A 16,306-nucleotide genomic window follows, 5' to 3' on the forward strand; every position below is an offset into this window, starting at 1 on the left:
TCTGTACCTCCATATGGAAACAACAAAAAGACCGTCTCCTAAAAAGACGGTCCCCATTCAAAGCCAATCGTTCTATTTGTACCGCTAAAGGCGATTACGCCCAAGTCGGTTGTACGTTAAAGATCTTCACTTCTGATTCTTCCGCTGATTCCTCAGCAGCATCTACAGGTTCTGCATTTACTCGCCAGATATCTGCGCCTAAGTTGGACAGCTTCTCTGTAAGATGAACATAGCCGCGGTCAATATGGTGTGTTCCACCAACTTCTGTCGTCCCTTCAGCTACAAGACCTGCGCAGATGAGTGCAGCTCCTGCACGAAGATCGGTGGCGCATACTTTGGCGCCAATCAAGTTGGCAGCCCCAGATACAATCGCCGCACGTCCATCCACCTTAATGTTTGCATTCATGAGATTGAACTCATCCACATGCATAAAGCGGTTTTCAAAGACGGTCTCCGTAATGACTGAGGTTCCCGATGCAACAAGCAGCAAGGCCATCATCTGAGCTTGCATATCTGTTGGGAAGCCTGGATAAGGAAGTGTCTTCAGATCCACAGCCTTAAGCGGCTTATCTGCAATCACTCGTACGCCATTCTCATCTGGAGTAATGGTTACGCCCATTTCCTCCATCTTAGCAATAACTGGTCCGAGGTGATCTGCAATCGCACCCTCAACATACACATCTCCACCCGTCATCGCTGCAGCCACCATATAGGTTCCTGCTTCAACACGGTCTGGAATGACAGTGTGCTCGGCACCATGAAGTCGATCCACACCCTCGATACGAATGACACCTGTTCCCGCTCCGCGCACCTTAGCTCCCATCTTGTTCAGATAGTTAGCAAGATCCACGATCTCAGGCTCACGTGCTGCGTTCTCGATGATCGTTGTTCCTTCTGCCAGCGTTGCTGCCATCATGATGTTCTCTGTTGCACCTACACTAGCTACATCCAAATAAATCTTCGCGCCCTTTAATCGGCCATTAATCGTAGCTTCAATATACCCTTGACCCAAACCAATCTCAGCGCCCATAGCCTCAAAGCCTTTAAGATGCTGATCGATTGGGCGTGTGCCGATTGCACAGCCACCTGGCAAGGAAATGCGTGCTTTACCTAATCTAGCGAGCAGTGGTCCCATCACGAGGAAGGACGCGCGCATTTTACGAACGAGCTCATATGGAGCTTCATGCGAATGCAATTGTTCGGCTTGAATGCGAACGGTCTCGTTGGTATAGGTTACCTTTGCACCTAATTGTTCTAATACATTGTGTATCGTCTTAACATCCTCAAGTGGAGGGGCATCATGAATGACGCTGAATCCTTCTTCCCCCAGTAACGAAGCTGCTAGTATTGGAAGCACTGCATTCTTGGCACCGCTCACGCGCACCGTACCCGACAATCGTTTGCCTCCGCGGACGATAAATTTGCTCATCATGTTTCCCTCCGCGCCTTTATTCCGTCCATCAAAAACTAAGAATCTGTAAAAAATGGTACGTTTTTTGGTCACTCAAACTTTATCATACCATCCTACTGTAACGATGGACAAGGTTTAATTTCGACAGCATCATTCCACAATTTCCTTGGTCTATCTTCCATTGTTGACATCTTCATTCGATGTTATTCGGCAGCAAGGGTGGATATCCCCCATGGATCGATAATCTGTCATGATTTTATTACATTTCTTTCCCATTACAATAACCCGTTTTTGACAAAACTCAAACACTATCTAAATAAATGCATCAAAGACTGGGACCATCCCCAGTAATCAAGGAAAAAGCTCGAGATTGCCCGCCCAACGATGATCGCGAGCAGGAGCTGCAGCATTCTTCCTTGAGCACTTTTAGGGTGACGGATAAACAGATCCAGCTTCACATTTTGCAAAGACCACCATGCAAGCGCGATGCAGGCCAGCGTAATCATCATTTGTATCATTCCGCTTATGCCAATGGAGTTCGTCACATCGTTCCATGTTTGATCAATATCCAATCTGCTATGCCTCCTTCATGCTTGCTATTGTTGATCTGCCAAAATCGCCTCCAGCATGACGACAAATTCAGCTCTAGTCGTCTTGCGCTGAGGAGCGAAGGTGCCATCTTGATATCCGCCAATCAGGTGCAGACTCCTAAGCTTAGCAAGCATTGGAGCTGCCCAGTGGTTAACTGGTACATCCGCAAATGGAGGGGAAGCAATCGGCCCCGCTTGAAGCTTCAGCGCGTTACCCAGCATAACGGCGGTTTCCGCGCGCGTGACCGATTGGCTCGGACCGAAGCGGTTCTTCTCAACCCCTGAAGCAATGCCCGCTTCCCACACTCTCATAATCGAGGAATGCGCCCAGTGCGATACAGGAACATCCTTAAACACCTGAGTCTTCGAGCCAGCAGAAGGAAGCTTGAATGCTGACGTAAGCACCGCCGCAGCCTCCGCTCTTGTAATCGTTCGATTCGGAGCGAACTCTCCTTCGCCGTAACCGCTCATCCATCCAGACTTCGTTGCTTTCACGATTGCATCCTGTGCCCAGTGCCCTGAGATATCATGATATCCTGCCACTAATGGCTTCTTCGTAAGATGAAGCTTATAGTACTGGGTATCAAAGGCCTGATCGGTACCTAGGCGGATATAGTAAGTACCCTGCTCCAGCTTCAATCCTTTGCTGAAAGCTTGAGTACCTTTGGCATTATGTCCTGTGAGCAGCTGCTGCTTTTCCTTGTTATAAACGGTCATATCCACGATACGGCTGCTTGGAATGTTCTTGACGTCTATTTTATAATAGGCTGTCTCGCTGACTTGGAATGAGAACCAGTCCTTATCCGCATTTGTATCGAATACTCCATTATAATCCGCATCCGTCACAATCGTGACAGCTTCATACATCCTGTCATTTGGCTCATTACCGTCTACGAGCGGAATCTTCGTCTCCACTGTAAGTGTATAATGACCCGCCACCGCTTCAGGTGTATCATTCACCGCATTGGTTACCTTAATATAATACTTGCCAGGCGCAAGATTAGACAGAACCGCTTGCTCTGCATGCGCCTCCGCATGATTATCGACGCTTCTGAGCAACTGGTCCTTCGCATACACCTCAAGCTTCGGATCAATCCTCGCCGTATCGGTTGTAAGCTTCATATTAAGACTGCCCTTTTGCTTTAGCTCCACCAGATACCAATCCACATCCTGACGATGGCTAAAGGTCCCCGTTATCTGCTTCACGCCTGTTGGAATTGCGTAAGCCTCATACTGCTTATCATTAGGTTCAAAGGCGTCAGGCGCAGCGGTAAACCGAGAGGAGAGCTTGTATTTGTAAGGGTTTGATCCGGCTGCCTGCGCATTCGCCACTTTAAAATAATGAACGCCCTTCGTCACGGAAATCTGAATCTTCCCTTTGTCAAAGGCATAAGTCGTGCCTTTCGACGAATCTCCTGAATAGCGAACGACTGAAGCTTGACCAGCACCAGATATTCTGCTTAGGTTCAGCTGAAGCACACCATCATAAGGAACGGACACCTTGTACCAGTCGCTGTCCCCTGAAGCTTCGATGACGCCATGCACCATCGTATTCAAAGGATATGTACGTGCCTGCTGCCTTGTCTTATGGCCATTAAAAGGATTGGACGTCGGTGCTGTCGCTAAAGCCTTGTCCGCTCGAACTAATCCATAGCCGCTGGATGAGTCAACCCCTTTGGATCCGAGGTCCTGTGCAGTTGCTTGCAGGTGAGCTCGAATCTGATAAGGCTTAAGCTTCGGATACTTCGTCCATAACAGAGCTGCAATTCCCGCCACCTGAGGGGCGGATAATGACGTTCCCTCTGCAACGGTGTAGCCTCCTCCTAAAGCAGTTGTAAAGACATCCCATGGTGCAACAAGGTCAACTTCAGGGCCCTTGTTGGAGTCAGGCTGAACGGTTAAACGATCCGTACTACCGCCGACCGCAAGAACGCTCGGGTAGGCTGCTGGATACTTCACTTCAGCCTTATCCTGCAAGCGGACGCCGTCATTGCCCGTAGCTGCTACAAGCAGCACGCCTTTGTCCTCTGCGTAATCCACGATATCCTGCATATAGTTGGAATACCGATAGAGCCCAACGGACATGACCACTATGTCTGCGCCATGGTCGACGGCATACATAATTCCTGCTCCCAGCTTGTCTTCATCGCCATAACCTCGGGCATCAAGCGCCTTAATTGGCATGAGCTTGGCCGACCATGAAATGCCGGCGACACCCTGCTTATTGTTGCCCACAGCCGCAATAACACCAGCAACACTCGTTCCGTGTCCATTGTCGTCCTGCGGCTTTCCGCTGCCTAGCAAGTTGACTCCACTGACCAGATTACTCTGCAAGTCTGGATGCGTAAGATCCACGCCCGTGTCAACAAGCGCAATCGTGATATCAGGCGTCTTATTCACCTGCTCCCAAGCCTTATCCACGCCTGTTGCATGTAAATAGGACTGCTGAGGCAAATATTTATCATTAGGCTTTACGGTACTAGCCATAATATTCACCTGCTGGTTCTGCTCCACATATTCAATCTGCGGATGCTGTGCCAGCTCCTCTACCCACTGCTCCCATTCATCGGGATTGGCAGGCTTCATGACCGTTACGCCGAGATTTGGGATTTCATTCACAATGATGCTCTTATCCAGCACCTCTTGATCTCTTACTTTAGGATCATGCCATTTTACCATCCAAGTTAGGGACTCTGCTGCCCTTTCCTGCTTCATGACTCCTTCACTTACACTCACTTCGGCATTTAGCTGCTGTGACATTGGCTCAGCCGTACCTTGGATATTGCTGCAGCCAACAGTCGTCGTCCAGATCAGCAAGGCGATCAATAGACACGCAGTCGTTCTTGACACTCGTTCTATCATCGCATTCACTCCATATTACTTCATCGATTCTATATTCATAAATCCATCTTTCATGTTCTCAACATAAACGCTTATCACACAATTGAAACAAAAGATCACTGTTCTGCTAAAGAACCAACCGATTCTTGTTTACGGTCAACGTCAGTTGAAACCCGTTGAAAACAAAACAGAGTAACACATCAAGTTATACGCAAAAAAAAACAAACCGACTCGCCATTCCCCTAAATTAGGTGACAAGTCGGTCATATTATAACATACTTTTTGTCTTGTAAAGACTGTAGAAAGTCCCATTGCATTTATCTCCAACGGCACTTATTGCGTAAATAGGTCATTTGGGATCGTAAATAGCGTTTGAAGCCATTCCATGGGGACATTCGGAAATAATCCAAGTCCGACGACCCCTGCCATGCATAAGAATACTACCGTATGCTGTGTCCATGAGATGCTGACTTTGCCTGCTTCCCCACCCCGCATGTACATCTGGCGGATAAAGCCAAAGTAAATGTAGAAGGATACTGCACTTGTCACCATCATGACAATGGTGATCCATACCGCATGGGTTGCCATTGCACCAAGCAAGATGTACAGCTTTCCAAAGAAGCCTGCAGTGATCGGGATGCCTGCTAATGACAACATAAATAGGATCATGGCGGCAGCAAGCCAAGGCGATCGGTGAAATAATCCCGCTAATGCTGATTGCTCCTTTGTACCTCCACGCTTCTCTATAATCATCCATACGGCAAAGGCCCCAATTACTGTAAAGAGATAGGCAGCCATGTAGTACCAAAAGGAAGTAAAGGAAGAGGTATAGATGGATGCTCCAGTCAATAGATCAAGCCCTATCGGCACAAGCAGGTATCCTGTATTCGCAACCCCAGACAGGGCGAGAATCCGTTTGACCCGGCGCTCACGAAGAGCCATCGCGGTTCCGACAACCATGGATATGGCTGCTAAAGCAAGGATCAGCGTCGTAAAGTCCTTGTAGATGAACATCGGCGATGCAGCCTCACCGTAAGCATAGCCAAGGCCTAAGTAAGAATTGTACACCAGTCGGAATAGAAGCGCTAAGCTCGCCGCCTTCGTGATAACAGCTAAAAATGCGGCTATCGGGGTTGGAGAAGCTTCATAAACATCCTGTGCCCACATGTGGAATGGAGCAGCAGCTATCTTGAAGCCGACGCCAACTAAGATCAAGATAAAACTAAGGTAAATGAGCGGTTCAAAGGCTTCGGCGTTCTGCTGCAGCATTCGACCGATCTCGTTCAGATTGGTGCTTCCGCTTAGCCCGTATAAGAACGACATGCCATATAGAATAAAGGCGGAAGCGGTTCCCCCAAGAACCGTATACTTAAACGCTCCTTCAAGCCCCCTGGAGCTCTTCTTCATGCCGACGAGGATATATGTCGTAATGCTTAACAACTCAGTACCGATGAATAAGGTAATCAAATCCCCTGATGAAGCTAGCATCATAGCTCCAAGTACAGCTGGCAGGATGAGATAATAATATTCACTTCTATGCAGCATATCTGATAATGCTGTTGCTCGCAGACTCATCAGCACGACTAGAAAAGCAGCAACAAGAAACAGCAGCTTCATCCATAGCGCAAAATCATCCACCCGGTAGCTGTGATTAAGCAGCTGATGAACCTCCGGCGGCGTAACTGCCGCTGCAAGGGAAATGCGATCGGCAAGCTTCCATGCAACAAAGCCAAAGGAGATTCCGATGCTGATGAGCGTAAGCGCCCCTGTCCACTCCCGCCCCCACTTTCGAGGTGCGAACAAGTCCAGAATGGTTATCAATATGGCCGCAATGACAAGCGTCAGCTCCGGGGCAAGGATGGCGAGATCGGCCCACTGAAGCGTGTGTATAGTTGTGGATGTGGAGACCATGGATCTACCCCCTCACCGTAAGAATATGAACCACTTGCTTGATGCCATCTGCGATAGGTTCACTAACAATTCCCGGCCAAATGCCAAGCAGCACAATGCCTGCCGTTAAGATCAAAGCCGGTATTCCTTCTGCAAGCCGTAGATCCCGAATACCTGCATGCTGCTGTGGACATGTTCCATAGGTGGATTGCAGCACAGCGCGAAGCACGTAGGCAGCACTAAGGATCAATCCGAGCGCCCCTATCATCGTGATCCATGGCATGGCATCAAAGAGTCCGAGCAGGGCAAACAGCTCTGCTGGAAATTGCGATAGGCCCGGGAGGCCCAAGGAAGCTAGGCCCGTGAAGAGCAATAGCCCGCTAAGCCAAGGCGCTGCCTTCGCCAAGCCTCCAAGATCCGATAACCGTGTCGTCTTGGTTCGCTCGTGCAAGCTTCCGATCAGGAGGAAGAACAGAGCAGAGATGAAGCCATGGGATACCATCTGCAGCACTGCTCCTTGCAAGCCAAGCTCATTCATGGATGCTGCGCCAAATAGAACAAAGCCCATATGGCTCATGCTGGAGTAAGCCAGCACAAGCCTCCATTCCTTCTGAACGAAGGCAAGCAGCGCACCGTATACGATATTAATGACGCCTAGGATGGCGATGACGCTTGCCCATTCTGTCATTTGAACAGGCAATAAGGCTATTCCGAATTGAATGAGTCCGTACGCGCCCATTTTGAGCAATATTCCAGAATGCAGCATAACCATCGGAGCAGGAGCCTCGGCATGCACCCGCAGCATCCACGTATGAAACGGAAAGATCGGAAGCTTGATGCCAAACGCAATAAGCAATAAAACAAAGGCGCTTATCTGCCAGCTCTCCGATAGATAGAATGGATTCGCAGGGGAGTCCATCATGGCGAGAGAGCCTTTCTCCTGCAGCTGCTGCATTAAAAAGGAGAGATCGCCGCTATAGATAAAATGGCCGCCCTCTTGTGAGGCTGGATCGACACCAAAGCCTGCTGTTGCAGTTATCATCATAAACGCAACGAGCATAAGCGCTGAACCGATTCCGTTATACACGAGGAAGCGATTGGCTGCCTGCTCCCGCTTCAACGCACCCCAAATGCCAATCAGGAAGAAGGAAGGGACCAAGGTCCATTCAAAGAACATAAAGAATAAAAAGAGATCTCTTGCCATAAAGACACCCAGCATTCCGATCTCAAGCAGCAAGAAGCAGATCATGTAAGTCTTGAGACGATGCTGAATCATCCAAGAACCAAGCACGGCCATTGTGGCAATAATAGATGTTAACAGCACTAGAGGCAGCGAAATACCATCTATGGCCAAATGATAAGGGACCTTAAAGGTCCACGAGGCGAATCCTTGACTCATTGCCGCATCGATGTTCAAGGGGATAGAGATCCAGTCCAATCGCTCCGTTAAAAATTGCCCCTGCCCTTCTAATCGGATGCTTCCATAAATCACGAAAGACAAAAGGAGAGGGATAAGCGTCGCTGCGAACCCAATGCCCCGAATCACGCGGGTTCTTGCCGCCGGCACAAAGAGCAACGTCATCACGCCAAGCAGCGGGGAGAATGCAAGGATGGACAGCCATGGGATATGAGACCACTCCTGCAGCATTTACCAGAACCCCCTTCTCAAAGCGAGCAGCAAGACAATAAACAATAAAAATCCAAACAACGAGACAACCCCATAGGCCTGAAGCTGACCCTGCTGCAAACGAAGCCAGCCGCTCCCGAACTTGACCGTGAGCTGCGATAAGCCGCGAACGGCCCCATCCACAAGTACACGATCCATCACATGCAGACCTTTTGACAATGCTGTCAATGGACGTACGATTAAAAATTGATAGCACTCATCCATGCCAAACTTGTTTTCCAGCACGCGATACAGCCAGGATTGGGAGGTTTCCTGCACTTGAACGCGTCGTTTTGGCCCATAGCGGAAATATCCTACTCCGAGCCCTAGCAAGCCAACCGCACTCGACAACACCATAATCCAGCCGCTAGCATGCGCATTCGCTTCCGATCCTTGCAGCCAGCCTTCCAGCCATGGATTAAAGGGGGTATAAACAAATCCCGTAATTACACTAGCAACCGCCAGGATCACTAGGGGCACAGTCATGACTGCGGGAGATTCGTGAATGTGGGCTGAAGAAGTTTCTTTCGATTGTCTTCCCGTGAATACGAGAAAGAATAATCTCGACATATACAATGCTGTTAAGAAGGCGGTTAAAATGGCAACCCCAAACCAAAGCTTATGGTGCTCCCATGCCAAGGTCAGGATGGCCTCCTTCGACCAGAAGCCCGAAAACGGAGGAATTCCCGATAAGGCAAGCATGCCGACGGCAAAGGTCCATGCCGTAATCTTAAGCTTTCGACCAAGTCCACCCATCTCCATGATGTCCTGCTTATGTACGGCATGAATAATGCTGCCCGCTCCTAAGAATAGCAAGGCCTTGAAGAAGGCATGGGTAAATAAATGAAACATGGCTGCTGTGGCGGAGCCAAGTCCAAGTGCAAGCATCATGTAGCCAAGCTGGCTGACGGTGGAATAGGCCAATATCCGCTTTACATCCCGCTGAGCCAACGCAATCAATGCCGCAAAGATGGCGGTAAAACCACCAACCATCGTAACGAGGGTCAAGGTGATATCCGATGCTAGGAACACATCAAAAGTTCGTGCAACAAGATATACGCCTGCCGCAACCATAGTTGCTGCGTGAATTAGAGCGGATACTGGCGTCGGGCCCTCCATCGCATCAGGCAGCCACACATGAAGCGGAAATTGACCTGACTTGCCAATCGCTCCCGCGAAAAGCAGACAGCCGATCCATGTTGCTAGCCCGATGGAAATTCCGTTTTGAGAGAGATTTGAAGCATGTTCAAATACAGCAGACAAGGTAGCGAAATCCAGTGCATGATTCGGCATATGCCAAAACAGCAGAAGGATGGCAATCAACAAGCCGACATCGCCAATTCTTGTAACGATGAAAGCCTTCTTAGCCGCAGCTTTGGCCGATTCCCGCTCATACCAGAAGCCGATTAATAGAAAGGAGCACAATCCTACAAGCTCCCAGCAAATAAAGAGCTGGATGAGATTAGGAGAGAGTACAAGCGCCAGCATAGAGCTAGTAAATAAAGAGAGATAGGCGTAATAGACCGCAATCCGCTTATCCTGGCCCATATATCCGATGGAATACAAGTGGACCAGCGTGCTGACCGCTGTAATGACGATCAGCATCAGCATATTTAAGTTATTCAGCTCATAACCAATCTGAAATTGAACCTCTCCGATTTGCACCCAATCGATAAGTTTTGCAAGATTCGCCGTACCCGATGGCAATCGCTCTACGAGAATCAAAAAGGATAACAGAAGGATAAGCATTGAACCGACCGTTCCAATATAAGCGGCCTTTCGTCCGGTTAAGAATCCTCGAAGCCCGATCAGAACAAAAAAGATGAGGAGTGGGATCACCGGGATGATCCATACATAGGGAGAAAATACACTATTCATTTACGCACCTCCTTTGAACAGGATCAATGTTCTGCCCATTCACGATTCGACCGATCATGACTGAAGCTCATGGTACTCATCGACATTCGCCGTACCGCGCTTTCGATAGAGAGCAATAAGAATCGCGATGCCCACTGCAGCTTCGGCGGCAGCAACTGCGATCGTGAACAACGAGAACACTTGTCCCTTGAGGCTCGGCATCACGCCGTATTTCGCGAAAGCAATGAGATTTAGATTCACTGCGTTCAGCATCAGTTCAATCGACAACAAGACGATCACGGCGCTCCGTTTCGTAAGGACACCATAACAACCGATGCAAAATAGAATGGCTGCGAGTGTTAGGAAGGATGCCAGCATCGTGCTCATTTTGATTCCTCCTCTGCTTGAACGAGGTCTCCATGCTGAACATGGTCATGTCCTCCAGGCGCTTGACACTCCTGTCCATTTGCTGAAAGCTGGCTTGCTTCCTTTGGGTCAGACTTTGCCAGCACGATGGCTCCGATGAAGGCAACCGTCAATAGCACGGACAACAGTTCAAAGGGGATGACATGCTCGGTGTATAGGAGCTGCCCGAGCCTTAGGGTATTGTCTTGAGCCAGCGACACCTCACCTGCTTGGGGAAATCCTGTCCCTCTAATCGCAAAGAACAACACGCCAAATAAGGCAGCACAGCCGATAAACGCAGCTAACGTGCGAACAGGTTTAACGGTTTGCTGTTCCTGCTTGTCATGTCGAGTCATCATGATGCCAAAGATCATAAGAATCGAGATCGCACCTGCATATACGAGCACTTGGACAAAGGCAACAAACTCTGCCTCAAGCATCACATAAATACCGGCTAGACTAAGAAAAACGAAGGCCAGTGAAACCACCATATGCACAACCTTGGTAAAGCTGATCATCAGAATGGCGCCAACGATCGTACATATTGCGAGTAAAAAGAAGGCTATCGTCTGTCCATTGACGACAAGCTGAAAGTCAGACATCCTTCTTCCCGCCTCCCTTCGGCAGCATGAAAGCCCCGTTATTATCCTGCCGGATCAGCGAGGTGTTCTCGCTCAGCCACTTTCGATCCTTGAACAGATCATCCCGGCTGTAGGCAGCCAGCTCGAATTGATTGGTCATGATAATCGCTTCTGTCGGACATACCTCGGTACAGAGATCGCATAAGATACACGTCTCGAAATTAAGATCGAACGTGTCCACCACCTTCCCTTTCACCGCAGGATCGGGATTGGGCTTACCTGTTAAAGTTATGCAATCGGTGGGGCAGATTCGGGCACACTGATTGCACACAATACATTTATCCGGGTCCAAATACTGAATGCCGCGGAAGCGATCAGGCATTTGGAGCGGCACATCGGGATAACGGTAGGTTACCTTTTTCGACGTCATCGCCTTGAAGGTAACACCTAGCCCTTTAATTAATCCTTTCATCGGATCACCCCTTCTAATCTAGAGGGTTTGAACAACCAACGTCTACTTGCTGAATATTTCAAGACATACCGCTGTAATAAAGATATTGAGCAGCGCAATCGGCATGAGCACCTTCCAGCCGAAGCTCATCAATTGGTCCACACGTATGCGCGGCAGGGTAGCTCGCAGCCAGAACAGGAAGAAGACACAGAAGGAGAACTTGAGTACAAACCACAATAGCCCCGGCACAAAATCCAGAATCGCAAGCGGCGGGTGCCATCCGCCCAAGAACAGAACGGTTGTGAGCGCTGAGATAGCAAATACATACACATATTCAGCCAGCATAAAGAAGGCGAAGCGAAAGCCGCTGTACTCCACGTGATAGCCTGCGACTAGCTCTGATTCGGCCTCGGGCAGGTCGAACGGTGTACGATTAAGCTCAGACACTGCTGCTATGACGAACACGACAAAGCCTATGATTTGCGGAAACAGGTTCCATTCCCAAAAGTTTTGCCCTTGTCCCTCTACAATCGTCTTCAGGCTAAGACTTCCATTCATCATAATGATGCCAACCAAAGACAGCACGAGCGGAATCTCATAGCTGATCATTTGGGCAGCGGAGCGCATCCCACCCAATAAGGAATATTTATTGTTGGAGGCCCAGCCTGCAAGCACAATCCCTATCGTCGAAATGCTTGATAAGGCAGCGTAATAGAGCAGTCCGACATTCAAATCTGCAAATCGCAAGGAAGGCGTGTATGGAATCGTTGCCAGAACCGCAAATGCAGGCACATAGGCCATGACTGGCGCAAGAACAAACAACGCGCGGTCTGCTTTTCTTGGAATCGTGTCCTCCTTAATAAGGAGCTTGAAAATATCTGCAATCGTCTGAAACAGCCCGAATGGGCCTAACCGGTTCGGACCGTGACGATACTGCATCCAGCCAATGACTTTGCGCTCAAAGTAAATGGCATACGTCACGAATCCAAGCACCACGAATAGAAAGACAACGCCCCACCCTAAAAAGATCAGTCCGTGCTGCCACGTAAACGTCTGTTGAATGAGCTCATTCATCAGCAGTCCACCTCTCCAACCACAATATCAACGCCGCCCAGAATGGTAATTAAGTTGGTCATGGTTTCTCCAATCAACAGCTTCGGCAAGATCTGCAAATTCACAAAGGACGGACGTCTGAATTTTAAGCGATACGGTTCTGCCTTCCCCCGGGATACGATGTAGCAGCCGATCTCTCCACGAGGAGACTCGATTCTCGCATAAATCTCACCTTCTGGAGGACGAATCGCTCTTGGAACCTTGCCCATTGTTTCCCCTGTCGAAGGGAACTGCTCAACCGCCTGCTCAAGAATGCGAAGACTCTCCTTCATTTCCTGGATTCGGATAAGATAGCGGTCATAGCAGTCTCCTCTCGTCCCAAGGGGAACATCGAATTCAAACCGAGGATACAGGCTGTACGGCTCTGCCTTCCGCAGATCCCAATCCACGCCTGTCGATCTAAGATTAGCTCCGCTAAGGCCGTACGCGATCGCCGTTTCCTGATCATACTGCCCGATGCCCTTAATTCGCGCTAGAAAGATCTCATTCCCGCTTACAAGCCGGTCATACTCGTCCAGTCGTTTTCGCATGTAGGGGATAAAGTCGCGTACCTTCTCCAGCCAGCCGCTTGGAGCATCCCACTTCACGCCTCCGACCCGCATATAGTTATAGGTCAATCTTGCACCGCACAGCTCATTGAACAGGTCAACGATGATCTCACGATCGCGAAAGGCGTACAAGAACGGGCTCATTGCACCAATATCAAGCAAATAAGTCCCCCACCACACGAGATGGCTGGCGACACGCTGCAGCTCCATGACAATGAGCCTTAGAAATTCTGCTCGCTCCGGAACCTCGATCTCCATCATCTTCTCGACCGCATGGACAAGCACGTAATTGTTCGTCATCGCAGATACATAGTCCATACGATCGGTATAAGGGATGATCTGCGTGTAGTTCAGGCTTTCGGCGAGCTTCTCCGTCCCCCGATGCAGGTAGCCCATAACAGGAATCGCATCTGTAATGATCTCACCGTCCAGCTTGACGATAATTCGGAATACTCCATGTGTGCTTGGATGCTGCGGCCCAACATTCAATAGCAATTCTTCCGTGCGTATCATAGCTATACCTCCGAATCAATCGGCTCATAATCTTTGCGAAGCGGATGACCGACCCATTGATCAGGCATCATGATTCGAGAGAGATTCGGGTGTCCCGTAAAATGGATGCCGAGCAGGTCATATACCTCTCTTTCATTCCAATTGGCGGTAGCCCAAATCGGTGTTACCGATGGAATGGAGGGAGCCTCGCGTTCAGCCTTAACGTGAATGGCAACCTCACTTTTTGTCGTTAGACCAATCAAATGATAGACCACCTCTAGATAACTCTCTTGGTCTACTCCCGACAGGTTTCGTAAATAATTACACTGCCACTGAGGGTGCTCTTTGAACCAGTTGGCTGTCGCAAGCCAATGCTCGGGTTCAATCGTAAGCGTGAGCAAGTGGCCGTTTTTTCGATTAATAGAGGAAGTCTGTACCGCCTGCTCCGAGATATCATGCTTAAGATCTTCAAGCAGCTGTTCGAATAGTGGCTGGTTCGGTGAAGGCTCCTCTGGTTCTTTTTCCTCTGTTTTTGCATTTCGTGGAGTTCTAGCTGGCCGCTCTTTGGCAGGAGCCTTTTCGGCCTTTTCTTTCTCATCGCCTGTTGAGGACTTCGGTGGTGATTGTTCTTCATGCTGAGGGTCTTGTTGAGCAGCTGATGCAGAAGAGTCCGATGCTTGTGTGTCGGGCGCATTTGTGGAAGTAATCGCCTTCGACTCTTGGTCGCTGCTTGGCGCAGATGAATCTACTGATTGATTAGAAGGGGCTGCATTTGAATCATCTTGGACATTTTTTGCGTTCTTTTCCAAGCGATTCTTTTGATTGTTCTGATCCCCAACATCAATCCGATCTTTATGACCTTTGTCTTCTTTATGATCTTTTTTCCTTTGTTCGCTTTGCTCCAGCTCATGATTGATTTCATTTCCCGATGTCTTCAAGTCCTGTTCTGCAGCATCCACTTTCCCCGTACCCTGATCTTCTTGCTCTTGTGAAGCAGGCAGTTCAGACTTTTTCTTGGATAAATGGCTATGTTTCGTAGCGTTCTGCTTCTCCTCTTCGCTCATGTAGATGTCACCCGCTTTCCGGTCTTCGCCTCGTAGCGAATCTTCTCCTGAAGCTTGTGAATCCCATAAATGAGCGCGGCTGGATTCGGTGGGCAACCGGGAATGTACACGTCGACCGGGACAACCTGATCGACTCCCTTCACGACAGCGTAGGACTTTACATAGGGGCCGCCTGCTGTAGCGCACGAGCCCATTGCGATTACCCATTTCGGTTCCGGCATTTGATCATACAATCTGCGTAGCAAAGGCGCCATCTTCTTCGTAACCGTGCCGGCCACAATCATGCAATCGGATTGACGGGGAGAAGTTCTAAACATAACGCCAAATCGATCGAGGTCATAATGCGAGGCTCCAGTCCCCATCATTTCAATCGCACAGCAAGCTAACCCGAATGTTAACGGCCAAATCGAATTGCTTCGAGCCCATCCCTTAATCTGCTCCAGCGTAGTAAAGAATACATTTTGCTCTAGCTGTCGTCTGTCTTCTGGTGCCAAAGATTCTAGTGAGAATTCCATGTCAACACCCTCTTCTTCCAGGCATACAGCAATCCAACGAGCAGCAGCAGGACAAAGATCAGCATCTCCACTAAGACAAAAATGCCTAGCTGCTTATATGCGACGGCCCAGGGATATAAAAATATCGTTTCCACATCAAAAATAACAAACATCAACGCAAACAAATAATAGCGAATGTTGAATCTAACTTGTCCTACACCTACAGGATCGTTCCCGCTTTCATAGGTGGTCTGCTTCATATCCGTCGGTTTATGTGGACGGAGCCATCGCCCTACTGTAAGTGCTACAACAGGCAGCAAAATACCAAGGGCCACGAATATGACCACGATGACGTAGTGATTGATGTATTCCATCGCATCTCCCCCATCTTGCTATTCAAGCAGAGCACCATCATCTTGTTAGAACCACGAATGAAGTGCCCTACCTGTCTTTCTCTTGCTATCTATACTATATGAACAGGCTTTCTGTTTATGATAAGGAACGCAAGGCGAGATAAGAATTGCTTATATATGAGCTTTATAAGTCGAATGAAGGAACGTCCGCTTTATACGTCATAGGGGATAAAGTTCTAAAGGAAGAAGACGTTCGATGAGGGTAGTGCAGAATTATTTATCGAGGCAAAAAAAAGAGCCGTGTCTCTACACGGCTAACCAATGGAGGATGAGGAACTACAACCAACCAACTGCATGACGTCACCTTACCGGAGGAACGTCCGCAAGAACGTAGTCAACGCGATATCACCTCTACACATGAGAATGATTATCAATATTAACTGGTTTTAGTATACACAATCATTCTTTCTTCTGTCAACAGCCCCGCATGCTATTTTTAAATTTTTTCCAGAATCTTTATGGCTAGACTTGTAATCATTGTCTTTGAACG

Annotated in this window: 13 protein-coding genes and 1 pseudogene; all 14 read right to left on the bottom strand. The window is 48.8% G+C overall.

Features of this window, described 5'->3' with window-relative positions; all coding sequences use genetic code 11:
* Positions 1-94: 94 nt before the first annotated feature.
* The 14 genes and pseudogenes from murA to I2H74_RS09355 all read right to left on the bottom strand — a co-directional run bounded on the left by murA (position 95) and on the right by I2H74_RS09355 (position 15,777).
* On the bottom strand, positions 95-1,429 hold the full coding sequence (gene murA, locus I2H74_RS09290; protein WP_195574049.1) for a UDP-N-acetylglucosamine 1-carboxyvinyltransferase: 1,335 nt from the start codon (positions 1,427-1,429) through the stop codon (positions 95-97).
* Positions 1,430-1,719: 290 nt separating this feature from the next.
* Positions 1,720-1,929 carry a DUF1146 family protein gene (locus I2H74_RS09295; protein ID WP_195574050.1) on the bottom strand — a complete coding sequence of 70 codons (210 nt, stop codon included), beginning with the start codon at positions 1,927-1,929 and terminating at the stop codon, positions 1,720-1,722.
* 78 nt (positions 1,930-2,007) lie between these two features.
* On the bottom strand, positions 2,008-4,863 hold the full coding sequence (locus tag I2H74_RS09300) for a S8 family peptidase (protein ID WP_195573670.1): 2,856 nt from the start codon (positions 4,861-4,863) through the stop codon (positions 2,008-2,010).
* Between the two features lie 312 nt (positions 4,864-5,175).
* Positions 5,176-6,753: an NADH-quinone oxidoreductase subunit N gene (locus tag I2H74_RS09305; protein WP_195573671.1), complete on the bottom strand. Its 1,578-nt coding sequence runs from the start codon at positions 6,751-6,753 to the stop codon at positions 5,176-5,178.
* A 4-nt stretch (positions 6,754-6,757) separates the two neighbouring features.
* Positions 6,758-8,380 (bottom strand): complex I subunit 4 family protein, encoded by a 1,623-nt coding sequence (locus I2H74_RS09310; RefSeq protein ID WP_195573673.1) that lies wholly within the window; start codon positions 8,378-8,380, stop codon positions 6,758-6,760.
* The gene (gene nuoL, locus I2H74_RS09315; protein ID WP_195573675.1) at positions 8,381-10,276 is read right to left on the bottom strand and encodes an NADH-quinone oxidoreductase subunit L; all 1,896 of its coding nucleotides are present in this window, start codon (positions 10,274-10,276) and stop codon (positions 8,381-8,383) included. It lies immediately after the preceding gene.
* Between the two features lie 54 nt (positions 10,277-10,330).
* Positions 10,331-10,642, bottom strand: a complete 312-nt coding sequence (gene nuoK, locus I2H74_RS09320; RefSeq protein WP_195573677.1) for an NADH-quinone oxidoreductase subunit NuoK — start codon at positions 10,640-10,642, stop codon at positions 10,331-10,333.
* Positions 10,643-10,749: 107 nt separating this feature from the next.
* Positions 10,750-11,262 (bottom strand): annotated as a pseudogene (locus I2H74_RS09325) (NADH-quinone oxidoreductase subunit J); the annotation flags it as partial.
* The gene (gene nuoI / locus I2H74_RS09330) at positions 11,255-11,713 is read right to left on the bottom strand and encodes an NADH-quinone oxidoreductase subunit NuoI (RefSeq protein WP_195573681.1); all 459 of its coding nucleotides are present in this window, start codon (positions 11,711-11,713) and stop codon (positions 11,255-11,257) included. The pseudogene I2H74_RS09325 and the gene nuoI, both read right to left, overlap by 8 nt.
* A 42-nt stretch (positions 11,714-11,755) precedes the next feature.
* On the bottom strand, positions 11,756-12,766 hold the full coding sequence (gene nuoH / locus I2H74_RS09335; protein WP_324254038.1) for an NADH-quinone oxidoreductase subunit NuoH: 1,011 nt from the start codon (positions 12,764-12,766) through the stop codon (positions 11,756-11,758).
* Positions 12,766-13,866 carry an NADH-quinone oxidoreductase subunit D gene (locus I2H74_RS09340; RefSeq protein ID WP_195573683.1) on the bottom strand — a complete coding sequence of 367 codons (1,101 nt, stop codon included), beginning with the start codon at positions 13,864-13,866 and terminating at the stop codon, positions 12,766-12,768. Before I2H74_RS09340 ends, nuoH begins: the two co-directional genes overlap by 1 nt.
* A 2-nt stretch (positions 13,867-13,868) precedes the next feature.
* Positions 13,869-14,909 (bottom strand): NADH-quinone oxidoreductase subunit C, encoded by a 1,041-nt coding sequence (locus I2H74_RS09345; RefSeq protein WP_195573685.1) that lies wholly within the window; start codon positions 14,907-14,909, stop codon positions 13,869-13,871.
* Entirely contained in the window at positions 14,906-15,424 is a 519-nt protein-coding gene (locus I2H74_RS09350) for a NuoB/complex I 20 kDa subunit family protein (protein ID WP_195573687.1), read from the bottom strand. Before I2H74_RS09350 ends, I2H74_RS09345 begins: the two co-directional genes overlap by 4 nt.
* Positions 15,409-15,777 carry an NADH-quinone oxidoreductase subunit A gene (locus tag I2H74_RS09355; RefSeq protein ID WP_195573689.1) on the bottom strand — a complete coding sequence of 123 codons (369 nt, stop codon included), beginning with the start codon at positions 15,775-15,777 and terminating at the stop codon, positions 15,409-15,411. The genes I2H74_RS09350 and I2H74_RS09355 overlap by 16 nt, the downstream gene beginning before the upstream one ends.
* Between the last annotated feature and the right edge of the window lie 529 nt (positions 15,778-16,306).

The sequence above is a fragment of the Paenibacillus sp. 1001270B_150601_E10 genome, from assembly GCF_015558675.1.
Lineage (GTDB): Bacteria > Bacillota > Bacilli > Paenibacillales > Paenibacillaceae > Paenibacillus_B.